Source organism: Haloarcula japonica DSM 6131 (assembly GCF_000336635.1).
GTDB classification, from domain to species: Archaea; Halobacteriota; Halobacteria; order Halobacteriales; family Haloarculaceae; genus Haloarcula; species Haloarcula japonica.
This window is the reverse complement of record NZ_AOLY01000009.1, coordinates 147,296-162,338: the sequence shown is the minus strand read 5'-3', so window position 1 is coordinate 162,338 and position 15,043 is coordinate 147,296. Positions and strand designations below refer to the sequence as shown.

The following is a 15,043-nucleotide window of genomic DNA, read 5'->3' as shown; positions in this document are numbered from 1 at the left end:
CTATCCGAACTTGCCGGTGATGTAGTCCTCGACGCGCTGGCTCTCGGGGTTCTCGAAGATCTTGTCCGTATCATCGAACTCGACGAGTTCACCACCGGTGAGGAAGACCGCGGTTTTGTCGGAGATGCGAGCCGCCTGCTGCATGTTGTGAGTAACGATAACGACAGTGAACTCTTCGGCCAGTTCCTCGATGAGGTCCTCGATCTTCGAGGTGGCGATTGGGTCAAGCGCCGACGCCGGTTCGTCCATCAGAATGACATCCGGGTCGACGGCGATAGCGCGAGCGATGCAGAGCCGCTGTTGCTGACCACCTGAGAGGTCGAGCGCGCTCTTGTCCAGTTGGTCTTTGACTTCGTCCCACAGCGCGGCCCGCTTGAGTGCCGTCTCGACTTTCTCGTCTATGTCCTCCGTCTGGTCCTGAATACGGAGGCCGTAAGCGACGTTGTCGTAGATGCTCTTGGGGAAGGGGTTCGGGTGCTGGAACACCATTCCGATGCGTCGCCGCAGCGCCACCGGGTCCACGTCGGCATCGTAGACGTTTTTCCCCTCGAAGTAGAGGTCTCCCTCAACCCGCGCCGCGTCGATGAGATCGTTCATGCGGTTGATACACCGCAGGAACGTGGACTTGCCACAGCCGGAGGGACCGATCATGGCCGTCACCTGTTTTTCCGGGATGGCCAAGTCGATACCCTGTAGCGCCTGCGTCTCGCCGTAGAACACGTTCAGGTCGCGGGACTCGATGACTGGCTCTCCCGTCTCGCCCGCGGTGTCGCCGGTTCCCTCTACGTCAATCGACTGTTCGATGAGGGGGTCGCCAGACGGGTCCGGTGACGACGCGGCCGTTTCAGTAGTCGGTGTGGGCTCGGTACTGTCGTTGCTCGTCATCTCGTTCTCTGTCATGAATTATCCTGTTCGCTGATACCGGTTCCGGATGACAATCGCTGTCGCGTTCATCACCAGCAACACCGCAAGCAGTGTAATCACGCCGGCCGCCAGCACGCCGTGGCGGAACGACGGATCCAGCTCCGACGACCACGAGAAAATCTGGCGGGGCATCATACTCGCTACGTCGAAGAAGCTGTTCGGCGCGAGCCGGACCGACGCTGCCGCCCCAATCATCAGCAGCGGGGCCGTCTCGCCGATAGCCCGACCCAGCGCCAGTATCGTTCCGGTCAGAATCCCCGGGAGTGCTTCGGGGAGAACGACCTGGCGGATCGTCTGCCAGCGGGTCGCTCCCATTCCGTAGGACGCCTGTCGGAACGAGTCGGGAACGGATCGGATCGCCTCCTGGGCTGAGATGATTACAATCGGGAGTATCAGCAGGCCGACGGCGAGGCCGGCGACGATGATGGACCCCTGGGGCCACTGGAGCACCCGGATGAAAAGCGCCAGTCCGAGCAGGCCGTACACGACCGATGGGACACCGGCGAGGTTCCCGATGTTGATCTCGATGAGCGTGACGAACTTGCCCATCAATCCTTGTGAGGGGGCGTACTCCTCGAGGTAAATCGCCGCCCCGACGCCGACTGGGAAGGTAGTGAGCACGATCACGATAATCATCATTACTGAACCGACCATCGCAGGGTAGATACCGGCATCAGCGGCGGTCCGCGAGGTCGCGCTCGTCAGGAACCCCCAGTCGAGCCAGGGGTCCGGTCCGGCGAACCCAAGCGCGCCGGTGACGACGCCGCCGACGACCACGCCCAGCACGGCGACGACCGGGAAGGCGAGGCCGCAGACGCCCTCGCCACGACGGATCACGCCTTCGACGTAGACACCAAGCGGGAGTACGGCGAACGTGACTATAAGCAGCCACACGTCAGTCCCAATCCCGAGTAGTGGCCCAGCGACGACGCCCAGCACCGCAACTGCCGTCGTCATCCCGACGACGGCCAGGCCGTCACGCCGCGACTCGCGTCGCTGTTTGACGAACCAGCCAGCGGCGCCGGCGACCGGGAGCACGAGCGTCAGGAGCAGCATGGCCCAATCCGTGGGTACGAACGGGAGCAGCATGATCGCTTCCCGGAGGCTGATCACGCGGTAGTACAGCCCGAAATCGAGGCCGAGCGCCGCGGCGGCGTCGGTGACGAACCAGTTGAATCTGGTGGGTGGCAGACCGAAGACGGTGATGACTGGAGAGAGGAACACGACACCAAGACGTTCGAGCGCCGCCTTCGGCCGCAGTCGGCCGTGGGCGACGATCAGGCCGCCGGCCACGACCAGCGAGATGAGGAGCGCGAACCATTCGAGCACGGAGAGCAATTCGATGAACAGCACTGCAAACCCGCCCGTAAGTAGGAGTCCGACAACCGGGAGTCCGCTGGTGACGTATGCGACCTCACCGGCCGGTTCGTCGAGTCGATAGTAGTAGACGGCCAGTGCGGCCAGCGGGACCACCACGGTAGCGGCGTAGGTCGCCAGCCAGCCCGCGTCGGCCGAAAAGGGCCGAAACGCGTCGTTGGCGACGAACAGCAGGAGAAGCATGACGGACACGAGTCCGAACGCGGTCGCCGCGAGACAGGTCGCCTCGAAGGCACGCCCACGCAGGTGGTTGACATCGCTGTTCTCCCCGTGCCAGCCTGTTTCAGGTTCTCGTGTTGCCATCAGTTCAGTCCCCCAGTGTTCATTCGTACTCCTCCCGGTAGCGCGCCGCGATTCGGTTGCTCAGCAGGTTCAACAGGAACGTAATGACGAACAGCGTCAGGCCGATAGCGAAGAGACTGGTAAAGCCCAGCTGACTGACGCTATCGGCGCTGTTGATCTGAACCATCGCCGCCGTCATCGGCTGGTACCCCTGGAAGAGGTTCGCGAGCGGGTCCGAGAAGTTCAGCATCCGTGGCCGGCTGCCGGCCGCGACGACGACAATCATCGTCTCGCCGATAGCCCGCGACAGGGCGAGAATGAACGAGGAGAAGATGCCCGAGGCCGCCGCGGGGACAACGACGCCGGTAGTCACCTCGAACTTCGTCGCACCCATCCCGTAGCCGGCCTGTCGTAGCGAGTCCGGGACAGAACTCATCGCGTCCTCGCTTAGACTGGAGACCATCGGGATAATCATGATACCGACCATGATGGAAGCGCTGAGGATGTTGAACGTGTTGACCGGGAGCCCGATGGTCTGGAGGAACGGTGTCACGTACACGAGCGCGAAGATACCGTAGACGACTGTCGGGATACCGGCCAGAATTTCCAGACCCGGTTTCAGAACTGAGCGCATCTGGTCGCTGGCGTACTCGCTGAGATAGACCGCGGCCGCGACACCCGTCGGGAGTGCGATGACGGCGGATATCACCGTGACCAACAGCGTGCCGCTCAACAACGGGAGCAACCCGTATACGTTCCGACTGATGAGGAACTCTGTTCCGGTGAAGAAGTCGACTGGGTTCACCAGCGTAAAGAACGTAATCGCGTCGCGTGCGAGCAACACGACGATGCTGACGGTGACGAGAATCGACGCGGCAGCACACAGGAGCAAGACATATCGGTACATACGCTCGCGTGCTGCACGTCCGGTCGGTCTGGACGTAATATCCGGCCCGGGCGTCTCGGTGCTCATTGTGTTGTCTCCAATAATGTATCCATGTGAGTAAGCCGATTCTATACTGTGTTAGCCAGCGACCTCGTCCAGCTTTTCGAGGTTCTCGTCGCGCTGCTCGGCGCTCGACGGCACGTACCCGATATCCTGGACCATATCGGTTTCAGCTTGTTCGAGGTAGAACTCGATGAATTCGTACACTTCCTCTCGCTGAAGCGCTGACTCGGCCGCGTAAATGAACAGCGGTCGGGCTAGCGGATAGGAACCGTCCTTGGCGTTTGCCAGGCTCGGAGGTGTACATTCGCCGCCGTCTTCCGCCTTGACTTCGACGGCTTTCACCGCCTCGGAGTTGGAGTTGTAGTATGCGAAGCCGAAATACCCCATCCCACCCTCGTTGTCACGGATCCCTTTGACGATAGTCTCGTCCTCCTCGGTCGGCTGGTACTCGGTCGTGTGTTCAGTGTCTTCACCGACGACGTTCTCGTTGAAGTAGTCGAACGTCCCGGACGTCGACGCCGGGCCGTAGCGTTCGATCTCCAGGTCAGGCCACTCGTCGCGTACGTCCGACCAGTTCGTGACGCCCGCTTCGTCGCTCCAGATCTGGCGCAGCTCGTCGAAGGTTATGCAGTCGACCCAGTCGGCGTCGTTGTTGACCGCGACGGTCAGGGCATCGCCCGCGATCTCGAACTCGACAGGCTCGACGTCGTTGCCCGAACACTGCTCGATCTCGGCGTCGCTGATGGGGCGGGAAGCCCCGTTGATATCGGAGTCGCCGGGACAGAACCAGTTCTCGAAACCGCCACCGCTCCCCGTGGAGTCGACGGTGACGTTGACGTTTCCGTGTTCCTCCATGAACTCCTCAGCCATCGCGTCGGAGATTGGGAACACGGTACTGCTGCCCTTGATAATGACCTGCCCCGAAAGCCCGTCAGAGTCCCCGTCAGACCCACTGCCATCGGAGCCACTGCCGTCGCCACGGCTCGTATTCTGGACACAACCAGCCAGCGCCAGTGTCCCGATTGCACCAGAACTTGTTAAAAAACGACGGCGAGAGAGACCACAGCTCGGTGAATCTGTCATCACCTGATGGAAGTTACAGAGCGGATAAGTACCCTACTATTAGCCCTATATCCAGATATAAACGCTATATACCACTATATATTATTATGTGGCGCTACTGTATTACACCCCGAATCCCGCGTAACAGGTGTCTGAAGCCGATTGCAACCCAATAATGGCAACAATTCATTGGGTGTACTGTTGCTAGCGGACCACTTGGCTGAGCGCCCGCATCGTGTGTCGTGATTCCATGACAGCGCAAGCCAGATTTCCGACCGTTGATATATAGTCGCAGTATATTTTATAAATCCTCGGCGCGTATTCAGAGTACTATGGAGACGCGCAAAGTACAGTTGACGGGCGGGTCCACGTACACTGTCTCACTACCGAAGGAGTGGGCGACGGAGAATGGTGTCGAGAGCGGCAGTATCGTCGAGTTTTACGCTGAAGACGACCTGCTACTGGTCTCGCCGCAGCACGGCGACGACCACGTCGAGGGAACGCTGGACGTGACTGGCCTCGAAAACAGGCACGAACTCACGCGGGCAGTGATGACGATGTACGTCAGCGGCTTCGATATCATCCGATTGGAAGCCGCTCGGATAACGGCCGAGCAGCGACGCATCATCCGTGATGCGACGCAGGGACTGGTCGGTCTGGAGATGATCGAGGAGACAGCTGACCGGGTCGTTCTACAGGACCTGCTGGACTCCTCGGAACTCTCCGTTCTCAACGCCATTACGCGTATGCGGCTGGTGTCGCTAACGATGCTCTCCGATGCTGTCGAGGCGCTCATCGAGGATGACAACGACCTCGCCGAAGACGTGATGCAACGCGACGACGACGTCGACCGCCTCTGGTACATGGTTTCGCGTGTGTTTCGCACCGTCCTTCGCAATCCGACGGCTGCCAACGAGATCGGCTTCCCACGCGAGACAGTGTTCGATTACCAGTCCAGCGCCCGGCAACTCGAACGTATCGCCGACCACGCGACCAAGATCGCCAGCCTCTCACAGGAAATCAACGAAATCACCGGTGAAACCGCCGACCTTCTCGACCAGCTGGAGACCGAGGCTATCGCCGTTCCCGAAACCGCGATGGATGCGCTGTTAGCTGACGACAACGACGAGGCCGTCGAACTGGCAAACGAGGCTCGCTCTCGTATCCCCGAGGTCGACGAAACCGCCCGCGAGGTCGACGGAAAAGTCAGAGAGCTAGACCCACAGAGCGCACAGCTACTTGGCCGCGTCGTCGACTCGCTGTCCCGAACTGCCGACTACGGTGGCAACATCGCCGAGAGCGCGCTCCAGAAGGCAGCCCCGCGGCCATAGCTGACGCTCCGAGTCCGTGGACAGCTGCAAAAGCTGCTTGCGTGCCGGATTACTCGACCAGCACGGCGTTGACCTGACCCTGCTGCCCAGGGCGGGAGGTCACGCGGGCACGTCCCTCGGAAGTTTCGAGGATTGCGCCTTTCGTGATGATGTTTCGCCGGGCGTAGTTCGGGTTCGACGGGTTCTCGACGACGTTCTCGATGGTCGCTTCGATGGTTTCCGCGCCGTCGGCGATGCTCGCAACGTTGGTCTTGACCGCACGGACCTTCTGGGTGTTACCGCGGGAGTCGACAGTTTTCAGTCGCTGCTCGCCGACCTGCGTCTCGACGGTGTCCTTGCCGAGCTCGTGTTTCTTCTTCTTGTGGTTCGGTCGTCGGCGGCCGCCTGTCCGCTTGCGAGGGGAGCGTCCCTGGTCTTTCATACGGGAAGGAAGACCCAGCGGCTACTTGAACCGTTCGATGCCGACTCGCCATCGTAATCGTTACCTCCGCGCCGACCGGTTGCTCTGACGATGAGTCTGAAGACGGCCGTCGCCGCGCCGTTCCGCCAGCGTGGAACCGACCGGATGGCGGAAAGTGAGTTCGTCGTCGCGCTCTCGCTGGACCGGAACTGGTTCTCGCCCGACCAGGCCAAGACGCTGGTCGACGTGGCCGCAAGCGAGGGGTTGGTCGAACGGGACGACGACGACCTCGTCGTCGCCTTCGACGCCACTCACACCGATATCCCGGATGGGTTCACGCCTGGCGAGGAAATCCTGCAGTCGCGGTCGACATTCGAACGGGTGCTCGACGCCGTCGTCGAGGCCGGCATCGAGAAACAGACTGCCGTCGCCGGCATCAATACGCTCCAGTCCGACATCGGTGTCACGCTTGAGGCCGCGGCCGTCGTGTACGCGCGCAGCGAGGGTATCGACGTCGAAGCCATCGCTGTGGACGTTCGGGAGGACCTCTAATGGTCAAAGACAGCATTTCTGACGGTCGACGGATCGGGCAGTTGCTCGCCTCGGAACTGACCGGTCTCCAGCGTGGGCCGCTTGCCGACGTTTCCGTCGTCGATGCGGACAGGGACGTCGACCCGACGCCGGCGGGGGCCTTCGCCTACCGCGTGGCGGCTGACGACACCGAAGTGGCAGTCGTCGAGGTAACCCCGGAAACGGCCCGCCTGGTGCTGAACGAGGAGCCCGCAACCGTACCGGAACGTGACGATATCACAACCGACGGGACAACCATTGTTGTTCACAGCGGCGCGGCGGTGAAAGCCGCGGTCGACGTGCTGGAGGAGACTCTCTCGGGGTAAGACGGCTTTTTCGAACGAAGGAACCGAGACTGCGGTTTCGGACTCAGATACCAGATATCAGTGGCGGCTCGGCTCAGCGATAGCCGCGGACGTCCACGCGATGAAGCCGGTGAGGACGAGCACGGAACCGAGTACCGCTGTCGCGGCAGCGATAGCAAGCACTAGCGTCGGGAGGCCGAGCGGCGTTCCGACGGCGATGACAATCGGTGTTATGGTGATACAGAGCGAGCCCAGCGCGACGGCCCGACGCTGTGTCGTCGTCAGTTCGATACCGAGATGGAACAGCGACCCTGGCTCCGGGTCGGGAGCGGCGAGGCCGAGACACAGCAGCGGGACGCCAATGAACACCAGCGTCGCGGCGACGGCGTACGACCAGAACAGCCACTGCCCAGACGCGGGCGCGAGCGACAGCAGCGCGCCGACGCCGACGAGTCCGACGCCGCCGACAAGCCCGAACTGCCGTAGCCGCGGGTCTTCCAGGGCTTCGCTCAGGTCCGGGAGGGTCTCGGCCACATGGCCGACATCCATGAAATGGTCCATGAGCGGGCTTCTACCTGCGGTGTAAAATAGACCGGGGCAAAAATATCAAATCTGATTCCGAGGGCGCGGCCTACGACACGAGAAGGAAACGCTTGTATCGCTGCCAGCCGCCGCGGTATCTATGCACTTCTTCGATCGTCTCGCGGACCGCATCGCGGCCGCCGACAGCGTGGTGTCGGTCGGGCTTGACCCGGACCCCGACCGTCTCCCCGACAGCGTGCTGGACGCTGCCCTCCCGCGCTGGCAGTTCAACCGCCGGATTATCGACGCGACCCACGAACACGCCGCCTGCTACAAGCCGAACGCCGCCTTCTACGAGGACCCCGACGGCTGGCGTGCCCTCGAAGAGACAATCGCCTACGCACACGGGAAGGACGTCCCGGTCCTGTTAGACGCCAAGCGGGGAGATATCGGCAACACCGCACGGCAGTACGCCCAGGTTCTCGACGACGAGGAGGGGCCTGCAGCCGACGCTATCACCGTTAATCCCTTCCTCGGGCGGGACTCGCTGGAGCCGTTCCTCCAGCGGGCCGAGAAGGGCGTGTTCGTCCTCGGGCGCACCTCCAACCCCGGTGGTGAGGACCTCCAGGACCTCGAACTGGCCTCCGGCGAAAAGCTGTACGAGCGCGTGGTCCACCTCGCGGACCTCTGGAACGGCAACGGGAACGTCGGCCTCGTCGTCGGCGCGACCAACCCCGACGAACTCGAAGCAATCCGCGAACTGGTCCCGGACATCCCGTTCCTCGTTCCCGGCGTCGGCGCACAGGGCGGTGACGCCGAAGCGGCTGTCGAACACGGCCTCGCGGACGGCGTCGGCCTCGTCAACTCCTCGCGGGGCATCATCTTCGCCGGCGAGGACGCCGACACGCGGCGCGATGACTCCGGCGACGCGTTCTTCAAGGCCGCCGGCCAGTCCGCAAAACAACTCAAACAGCGACTGAACCAGTTCCGCTAACTCAGAAGCGGTACGTGTCCACGCCATCGGGCATATTCTCTGGCGATACCCGGTCGCCCGGCTGGCCGACCTCCGCACCACACTCGACGCACATCCCGATGTCCCCGTCCCAGTGACGGTCACAGACGAGACGCCCGCACCTGTCGCAGGTGTGGTCCACGTCGGGACGCTCACAGAGTTCACACAGTCCGGCTACGCTCATGATAGCAAGTAGCATAGCTGTTGGTTTGAATCTTTGGCGGCGTGACTGCGATAGTTAGTCTGGCAAGACGAACACAGATAGCCGAAAACCCCGAGACAGCCACGAAGTATTTCCCCGTGGGCATTCCTCACTATACTATGTTGCCACTCCTCCAGCTTGGAGCGCTTCCGTCGCTGCCAGCGTTACTCGTCGGCTTGCTGGCTATCGCCGTAGTACTGCTGGTCGGCCGACTCGTCATGAAAGTGGCGTGGCGGCTCGTCATCATCGCTATCATCGCTGTTGCTGTCCTCTGGGTGCTCGGAATCCTCGGCTTTCAGGTGATCTAAAGCCCGGAAAGGAAATTCCGGATCACGTCGTGGCCGACCGCGGTCAGGACTGACTCGGGATGGAACTGTACGGCTTCGATGGGGTACTCGCGGTGGCGGACGCCCATCACCAGTTCTGTGCCGTCCTCGGTCTCCGTCGTCGCGCTGACGACGAACTCCTCGGGAACGTCCTCAGCGATGAGCGAGTGGTAGCGCCCGCCCTGGAACCCCTGTTCCAGTCCCTCGAAGACACCCTGCTCGTCGTGGTCGATGGGAAACGCCTTGCCGTGAACCGGCTCCGGCGCGCGGCCGATGGTGCCGCCGTAGGCGTACACCGCCGATTCGAGGCCGAGACAGACGCCCAGCGTCGGCACATCGGGGCTGACCTCCCGGAGGACGTCGAGCGTGACACCGACGTCCCGTTCGTTCTTCGGGTGGCCCGGACCCGGCGAGAGGATGATTGCGTCAGGGTCGAACGCCTCAACGTCGTCGAGCGTTGCGGTGTTTCGGACGACCTCGGTCTCGGCGTGTTCGGAAACGTACTCGACGAGGTTGTACGTAAAGGAGTCGAAGTTGTCCACGAACAGCACCCGGAGGTTGTCCCTGACGGCGTCTTCACCAGCGGGTTGTGATGCGCTCATCGGGTCACCTCTTCGGGGGTGTCAGCGGATGAGTGGTCGCCTGTCGCTTCGATTTCCTCAAGCGCTGTCAGCACGCCGTCCATCTTCTGCTCGGTCTCGACGTATTCGCTTTCGGGGTCGGAATCCGCGACGATGCCGGCCCCGGCCTGCACGGTGATGCGGTCCCGGTCGCCCTCGTCTTCGACCGTCGCCGAGCGGATGACGATGGCGAAGTCGGTGTCACCGTCCCAGTCGAAGTAACCGACGCCGCCGCCGTAGGGACCGCGCGGCGAGCGTTCGAGCTCATCGATGATCTCCATGGCGCGGATCTTCGGCGCACCGGAGAGGGTCCCTGCCGGGAACGTCGCACGGGCGGCGTCGAAGGCGTCCTTGTCCGCGGCGAGTCGCCCTGTCACCGTCGACTCAATGTGCTGGACGTGGCTGTACTTGAGGACGTTCATGAACTCCGGGACGCGGACGCTGCCGGCCTCGGCGACCCGGCGCACGTCGTTGCGCGCGAGGTCGACGAGCATCGTGTGTTCGGCCCGCTCTTTCCCGTCGGCAAGCATCTCGCCGGCGAGGCGGCGGTCCTCGACGGGGGAGTTCCCGCGCGAGCACGTCCCCGCGATGGGGTTCGAGACGACGTGGTCGCCGGCGACGGAGACCAGTGTCTCCGGGCTCGCGCCGACGATGGTCAGGTCGTCGTAGCCCAGCAGGTACATGTACGGCGACGGGTTCACTGCCCGGAGCGCCTCGTAGAACCCCAGCGGGTCGACCTCGCCGTACAGTTCGCGGGTCCGCGAGATGACGCCCTGGTAGATGTCGCCCGAGAGGACGTACTCCTTGGCACGCTCGACGGCGTCCTCGTACTCGTCCTGCGGGCCGGCGACCTCGTCCTCGCGGCGGAAGCCGCCAGTCTCCAGGGGAGAAAGGTCCGAGAGGACAGCTTCGACGCGCTCGGCCTCGGCGACCAGTTCGTCGTATCGCTCGCCCGCGTCCTCGCCCTGGCGGACGACCGGCGTGAACACGAGCGAGACGGTCTCCTCGACGTGGTCGAAGCGGACCGTCGACGTGGTGAGGACGAACTGGGCGTCCGGGAACCGCGAGTCGGGCCGGTCCAGGCCGACCTCGTCGAGCCAGAGGTCGTAGACGGCGTCATAGGAGAGGAAACCGACGAGACCGCCTTCGAGGTGCTGGCGGTCCATCTCCGGGAAATTCCGCAGCGCCACGTCGGGCATCGCCGCCCGGAGGTCATCAACCACATCGCCGCCGTCGGTCGTCACGAGGTCGGCGTAGCGGTCGTCGAACGCCTCGACCTCGCTCTCGTCGCCGGTCACAGTGACGACGGCACGCGGGTCGTAGCCGACGAAGGAGAAGCGGGCGTGGCGGTCGTCCGTCTCCGGCGCGAACGCGCCGTCGGGATCGCTGGAGGCGACCTTCTCGGCGCTTTCCAGCAGGAACGTGTAGTCGTTCGCGGCCACGTCACTCGTGCGGCCGGTCAGGGCCGCGTACGCGGTCAGCGGCTCCACGTCGACGGTTAGTTCTGCGGCCGCCCTGACGACGACCGGTCGGTCAGCCTTGGCGTGTTCGACGAACTCCTCGCGAGAGATGTCGAGGGTCATACCGCGCCCTCCGATGCCCGCTTTGCGTTCCGGACGAACCGCCGGACAGCGTCGTGGTCTTTCTTCCCACCCGAGGATTCCACGCCGCTCGCCACGTCGACGGCGAACGGCTCGACCGCCTCGACGGCCTCGGCCACGTTCTCAGGGGTCAGGCCGCCGGCCAGCACGACCGGCACGTCCAGCGAGTCGACGAGGTCGTGCGTGCGCTCCCAGTCGTGTGTCTCGCCCGTGCCGCCGCCGCCGTCGGCGTCGACCGAATCGACGAGCAGGGCGTCAGCGTGGGCAGCGTAGTCCTTGATGGCTGGCTCGCCTGCCTCAACCACAGCGACGATGTTCTGGGTAATCCGGCTGTCGAGAGCCCCGAGTTCCGCCGGCGAAAGGCCGTCGTGGACCTGTACCGCGTCGGGTTCGATGCCGTCGATACGCCTGACGGCCTCCTGGACCGTTGTCGGCATCGTCACCAGCACGCTCGTCACGAACGGCGGGATGCCGTCAGCGAGTCGCTCGGCAGTAGCTTCGTTGACCTCCCGCGGTGTGTCGACCGGGACGCCGTGGATCACGCCGACCGCGTCAGCGCCGGCCGCGACGACGGCGTCGCGGTCCTTCTCGTCCGTCACGCCACAGATTTTCACGCGCGTCATGCCCCGATCAGGTCGTCGAGTTTGTCGGCCGCCGCACCCGACTCGATGGCCTGTCGGGCTTGCTCGACCCCTTCTTCGTGCGTGTCGGCGACGCCGGCGACGTAGATGGCTGCGCCGGCGTTGGCGAGGATGATGTCCTGCTTTGCACCGGTCACTTCACCAGTGACGATGCCACGGAGGTCGGCAGCATTCTCTTCTGGCGATCCCCCGGAGATAGCCTCGATATCGCGTGTTTCAAGCCCCATGTCCTCCGGAGTGATGGTGTACTCCTCGATCCGGTCGCCGGTGACTTCCGCGACAACCGTCTCGCCGTGGACCGCGATCTCGTCGAGGCCGTCACCGTGGACGACCAGCGCCCGCTCGACATCCAGTCGGGCCAGTGCCTCTGCCATCACGGGCACGAGGGCCGGGTCGTAGACGCCCAGCACCTGTGCGTCCGCGTCGGCGGGGTTCGTCAGCGGGCCGAGTATGTTGAACACAGTCCGCATCCCGAGTTCCTTGCGCGGGCCGATAACGGCCTTCATCGCCGGGTGGAACACGGGCGCGAGCATGAAGCCGATACCGTCTCGTTCAATCGTCTCCTCTACCTCCGGCGGCTCGGCCTCGATGTCGACGCCGACCTCTTCGAGCACGTCGGCGCTCCCCGAAGATGACGAGACAGAGTAGTTCCCGTGTTTGGCGATGGGGACGCCAGCCCCGGCCGCGACGATAGCACTCGTCGTCGAGACGTTGATCGTGTTGTAGTCGTCGCCACCGGTCCCGCAGGTGTCGACAAGTCCTTCGCGGTCCGGTCGGATGGTCCGTGCGGCGTCGCGCATCCCCTCGGCAAAGCCGGCGATCTCGGCCTCCGTCTCCCCCTTTGCCCGTAGCGCCGTCAGGAGCGCACCGATCTGTGCCTCGGTCGCATCCTCGAAGACAGTCGTCGCAACGGCCCGAGCCTCGTCCTGTGTCAGGTCATCACCGTCAGTGACGCGTTCAATATACTCTTGCATTGTATTCACCAATGAACTCTTTCGTGTTGTGATGTACAAATCCGTACATTGACTTAAGCCTATCGGGACCCCTACTTACTGACGTGTATGTGTGGGCAATCAACAGACAACGTGGCGATACGGAATTCGAAACCTTCAATTATACCCACCGGAAACAATGTGGTGTACCTCGGAGTGAGGGTTCGTGGTCTAGGTCGGTTATGACACCTCCTTGACATGGAGGAGGCCGGCGGTTCAAATCCGCCCGAACCCATTTCTACTGTCGCTTCCTCCCGAGCGGAGCGAGTCGGCAGCGACCGGTGGAGTCGAACCAGACGAGTCGTGTACAAGTGATACGTCCCAACGTGGATCACAATCCTCCCGAATCAGTTCTATCGCCGTCGGGACAGTGGTTCCGACCTGGTGCGTTTCGATAGAGCCAAGATAAGACCACCAGGCCGTCAGGGTCGAAATAAGACCGGCGGGCCGACAGCGTCGTCCCATAGTTTCTTGCCCCAACCGCGTTAGAGTCATCTATATGAGAGATCTGGTCCAGTCGGCGGACGCGTTCGAACAGTTCGTCCTACTGGCGGTTGCAGAACTCGAAACGGCCGGCGAAACGCCAGCCCACTCCTATCATGTGACTCAGACGGCGAAAGCACATCTCGCGGACATCGACCGACAGCCGTTCGGCGGCGTCGAGCGCCAGCGGGTCATCTCTGCGCTGAGCCAGCTGGCGGATGAGGGACTGCTGAGCGACCAAAAGACGGAGTCGCCGACGGGGAAAGGGCGACCAGGATACGAACTGACTGGAGACCCAGAAGAAGTGCTCGACGTGCTGTCGGCGACAGACGAGTTCGAATCGTATATCGAAACGGTCCGGTCCTCGTAACTGCTGGCCCCGTTAGACGACGCTCACGTCGCCGCGCTCCTGATCGAGGGCGGGTGGCTGGCCCGCTTCGAGGCGATCGAGACGGTCCATGATCGTGTGGACGACGTCGTCTTTCGTACAGGGTGCGACGTGGACGAGTTCGCTGCCGTCGTACTCAGCCAGCCCCATGACGGGCAGCGCCATGGCGTCGTACGCCGACTCCGCCACCTCTGAGTCAACGGTCGTGTCCTGATAGAAGGATTCCAGCGAGACGTTGTTGGTCAGTGCCCACTGCTTGAACTCGGCGACGCGGTTCAGAATATACTTGCCTTCCTCTGTCCGTGCGGCAGCCGACTGCGGTGCGATCTGTTTGCCCCAGACGATGACGTTGAGCCCGTCGATGTGGTCGTTCTCGTTGAGCATCTGGAGTCGGTCGATGACCGCTTCCTGTCGTTCGTGTGCGCCGTCGGGCAGCATCGACCGGACATATAACTCGATGTGAGGTGTCGGGATAGTATCACTCATAGCTATCAGACAGCACTCTCGGCTGACACATATAGATACTGTGAGAGATGTCTGCACAGTACAGATGGCTTCCTCAAGACTGAGTACGGGTGAAATCAGCAGTTTCTGTGGATGGTGTTCTTCCAGTTGTAACGCTGTTCCAAGAGTGGTTAACAGCTGAAAACGATATACGTTTTCTAACTATTCGCTGTTTGACTCGGACGAAAGACCGTGGAGGTTCTCATGGATACCGAGGATGAGTGCGGGAACGACAATCATGAAGATATGTTCTTCGATTGGAATTCCGAGCAAGTCGACACCAGTTCGGAGTTTGATCGCGAAGACACCGACGGTGAGGGTGTACCAGTCCCAGACGTAGGCAATCGGATAGAGCACAACGATTGTTTTGGCTGCCATCCGGAGGGCGTTCGCACGCCAGAGCAACGCGAGCGCAACAGTCCCCCAGACCACCTCTGTGACCAGATAGGTGTAGGGGCCAAAGACGCCGATGTCGGGCAGCATACACGGACCTTAGATCCAAGGGCCTAAAGCTTAGTTCGTCTCTTGGTTCCCTGGGACTAAACCAACCTT

At 62.5% G+C, this 15,043-nt stretch carries 19 protein-coding genes and 1 tRNA gene; 7 read left to right on the top strand and 13 right to left on the bottom strand.

All coding sequences use genetic code 11. From position 1 onward, the window contains the following. Genes pstB through C444_RS06125 form a run of 4 tightly spaced genes read right to left on the bottom strand, consistent with a single transcriptional unit; the run spans window position 1 to window position 4,615 of the window. On the bottom strand, window positions 1–900 hold the full coding sequence (pstB, locus tag C444_RS06140; RefSeq protein ID WP_004591629.1) for a phosphate ABC transporter ATP-binding protein PstB: 900 nt from the start codon (window positions 898–900) through the stop codon (window positions 1–3). Between the two features lie 3 nt (window positions 901–903). Then, complete coding sequence (pstA, locus tag C444_RS06135) at window positions 904–2,604, bottom strand: phosphate ABC transporter permease PstA (RefSeq protein ID WP_004591627.1); 1,701 nt, start codon at window positions 2,602–2,604, stop codon at window positions 904–906. Window positions 2,605–2,623: 19 nt separating this feature from the next. Next, complete coding sequence (gene pstC, locus C444_RS06130; RefSeq protein WP_049909183.1) at window positions 2,624–3,556, bottom strand: phosphate ABC transporter permease subunit PstC; 933 nt, start codon at window positions 3,554–3,556, stop codon at window positions 2,624–2,626. 51 nt (window positions 3,557–3,607) lie between these two features. Continuing rightward, on the bottom strand, window positions 3,608–4,615 hold the full coding sequence (locus C444_RS06125; protein WP_049909181.1) for a PstS family phosphate ABC transporter substrate-binding protein: 1,008 nt from the start codon (window positions 4,613–4,615) through the stop codon (window positions 3,608–3,610). 311 nt (window positions 4,616–4,926) lie between these two features. Between C444_RS06125 and C444_RS06120 the strand changes: the two genes are divergently transcribed. Then, window positions 4,927–5,925, top strand: a complete 999-nt coding sequence (locus C444_RS06120; protein ID WP_004591622.1) for a phosphate signaling complex PhoU family protein — start codon at window positions 4,927–4,929, stop codon at window positions 5,923–5,925. 49 nt (window positions 5,926–5,974) lie between these two features. On the opposite strand, the gene C444_RS06115 is transcribed toward C444_RS06120, so the two are convergent. Next, on the bottom strand, window positions 5,975–6,346 hold the full coding sequence (locus C444_RS06115; RefSeq protein ID WP_004591620.1) for a 30S ribosomal protein S8e: 372 nt from the start codon (window positions 6,344–6,346) through the stop codon (window positions 5,975–5,977). Between the two features lie 90 nt (window positions 6,347–6,436). On the opposite strand from C444_RS06115, the gene C444_RS06110 reads away from it, so the two are divergent. Next, entirely contained in the window at window positions 6,437–6,877 is a 441-nt protein-coding gene (locus C444_RS06110) for a DUF2240 family protein (RefSeq protein ID WP_004591619.1), read from the top strand. Then, window positions 6,877–7,221: a hypothetical protein gene (locus C444_RS06105; RefSeq protein WP_004591617.1), complete on the top strand. Its 345-nt coding sequence runs from the start codon at window positions 6,877–6,879 to the stop codon at window positions 7,219–7,221. The genes C444_RS06110 and C444_RS06105 overlap by 1 nt, the downstream gene beginning before the upstream one ends. A 57-nt stretch (window positions 7,222–7,278) precedes the next feature. Here C444_RS06105 and C444_RS06100 read toward each other — a convergent pair whose 3' ends face one another. Beyond that, on the bottom strand, window positions 7,279–7,761 hold the full coding sequence (locus C444_RS06100; RefSeq protein WP_004591615.1) for a hypothetical protein: 483 nt from the start codon (window positions 7,759–7,761) through the stop codon (window positions 7,279–7,281). Window positions 7,762–7,882: 121 nt separating this feature from the next. On the opposite strand from C444_RS06100, the gene pyrF reads away from it, so the two are divergent. Continuing rightward, window positions 7,883–8,716: an orotidine-5'-phosphate decarboxylase gene (gene pyrF / locus C444_RS06095; RefSeq protein ID WP_004591613.1), complete on the top strand. Its 834-nt coding sequence runs from the start codon at window positions 7,883–7,885 to the stop codon at window positions 8,714–8,716. A gap of 1 nt (window position 8,717) precedes the next feature. Here the strand turns inward: pyrF and C444_RS06090 are convergent, their stop codons facing one another. Next, the gene (locus C444_RS06090; protein WP_049909178.1) at window positions 8,718–8,918 is read right to left on the bottom strand and encodes a hypothetical protein; all 201 of its coding nucleotides are present in this window, start codon (window positions 8,916–8,918) and stop codon (window positions 8,718–8,720) included. A 137-nt stretch (window positions 8,919–9,055) separates the two neighbouring features. Here C444_RS06090 and C444_RS06085 point away from each other — a divergent pair, with 137 nt between their 5' ends. Next, window positions 9,056–9,244, top strand: a complete 189-nt coding sequence (locus C444_RS06085) for a hypothetical protein (RefSeq protein ID WP_004591609.1) — start codon at window positions 9,056–9,058, stop codon at window positions 9,242–9,244. Here the strand turns inward: C444_RS06085 and trpG are convergent. The 4 genes from trpG to trpD are packed head-to-tail and all read right to left on the bottom strand — an operon-like array spanning window position 9,241 to window position 13,098. Further along, complete coding sequence (trpG, locus tag C444_RS06080) at window positions 9,241–9,864, bottom strand: anthranilate synthase component II (protein WP_004591608.1); 624 nt, start codon at window positions 9,862–9,864, stop codon at window positions 9,241–9,243. The genes C444_RS06085 and trpG overlap by 4 nt on opposite strands. Further along, window positions 9,861–11,465, bottom strand: a complete 1,605-nt coding sequence (gene trpE, locus C444_RS06075; RefSeq protein WP_004591607.1) for an anthranilate synthase component I — start codon at window positions 11,463–11,465, stop codon at window positions 9,861–9,863. Before trpE ends, trpG begins: the two co-directional genes overlap by 4 nt. Then, window positions 11,462–12,106, bottom strand: a complete 645-nt coding sequence (locus C444_RS06070) for a phosphoribosylanthranilate isomerase (RefSeq protein ID WP_004591606.1) — start codon at window positions 12,104–12,106, stop codon at window positions 11,462–11,464. The genes trpE and C444_RS06070 overlap by 4 nt, the downstream gene beginning before the upstream one ends. Next, window positions 12,103–13,098, bottom strand: coding sequence for an anthranilate phosphoribosyltransferase (trpD, locus tag C444_RS06065; protein WP_004591605.1), 996 nt, complete (start codon window positions 13,096–13,098; stop codon window positions 12,103–12,105). Before trpD ends, C444_RS06070 begins: the two co-directional genes overlap by 4 nt. 178 nt (window positions 13,099–13,276) lie before the next feature. On the opposite strand from trpD, the gene C444_RS06060 reads away from it, so the two are divergent. Next, window positions 13,277–13,351, top strand: a tRNA-Val gene (locus C444_RS06060). Window positions 13,352–13,615: 264 nt separating this feature from the next. Further along, window positions 13,616–13,969: a Cdc6/Cdc18 family protein gene (locus C444_RS06055; protein ID WP_004591604.1), complete on the top strand. Its 354-nt coding sequence runs from the start codon at window positions 13,616–13,618 to the stop codon at window positions 13,967–13,969. A gap of 12 nt (window positions 13,970–13,981) precedes the next feature. On the opposite strand, the gene C444_RS06050 is transcribed toward C444_RS06055, so the two are convergent. After that, the gene (locus C444_RS06050; protein WP_004591603.1) at window positions 13,982–14,473 is read right to left on the bottom strand and encodes an HTH domain-containing protein; all 492 of its coding nucleotides are present in this window, start codon (window positions 14,471–14,473) and stop codon (window positions 13,982–13,984) included. Between the two features lie 180 nt (window positions 14,474–14,653). Continuing rightward, the gene (locus tag C444_RS06045) at window positions 14,654–14,974 is read right to left on the bottom strand and encodes a lycopene cyclase domain-containing protein (protein ID WP_004591602.1); all 321 of its coding nucleotides are present in this window, start codon (window positions 14,972–14,974) and stop codon (window positions 14,654–14,656) included. Window positions 14,975–15,043 lie beyond the last annotated feature (69 nt).